Annotated in this window: 1 rRNA gene; it reads left to right on the top strand. The window is 42.4% G+C overall.

Going from position 1 to position 403, the window contains the following annotated elements:
* Positions 1-64: ribosomal RNA gene (locus AEQ67_RS31365) — 16S ribosomal RNA — on the top strand; the annotation flags it as partial.
* Between the last annotated feature and the right edge of the window lie 339 nt (positions 65-403).

Raw genomic sequence — 403 nt, 5'->3', positions numbered from 1 at the left:
CATGACTGGGGTGAAGTCGTAACAAGGTAGCCGTAGGGGAACCTGCGGCTGGATCACCTCCTTAATCGACGACATCAGCTGCTCCATAAGTTCCCACACGAATTGCTTGATTCATTGAAGAAGACGAGAAGCCTGCCGGTAAGGGGGTGTTTGTTGTTAGAGTTTAGAAATGAGTATTCGTGTATGAATATTGATTTCTAGTCTTTGATTAGATCGTTCTTTAAAAATTTGGGTATGTGATAGAAAGATAGACTGAACAACACTTTCACTGGTGTTGGATCAGGCTAAGGTAAAATTTGTGAGTTGCTCTTAATTGAGTGTGATCGAATTTTCGGCGAATGTCGTCTTCACAGTATAACCAGATTGCTTGGGGTTATATGGTCAAGTGAAGAAGCGCATACGG

The sequence above is a fragment of the Pseudomonas sp. RIT-PI-q genome (assembly GCF_001297125.1).
Lineage (GTDB): Bacteria > Pseudomonadota > Gammaproteobacteria > Pseudomonadales > Pseudomonadaceae > Aquipseudomonas.
This window is presented reverse-complemented; position numbering and strand designations above follow the sequence as displayed.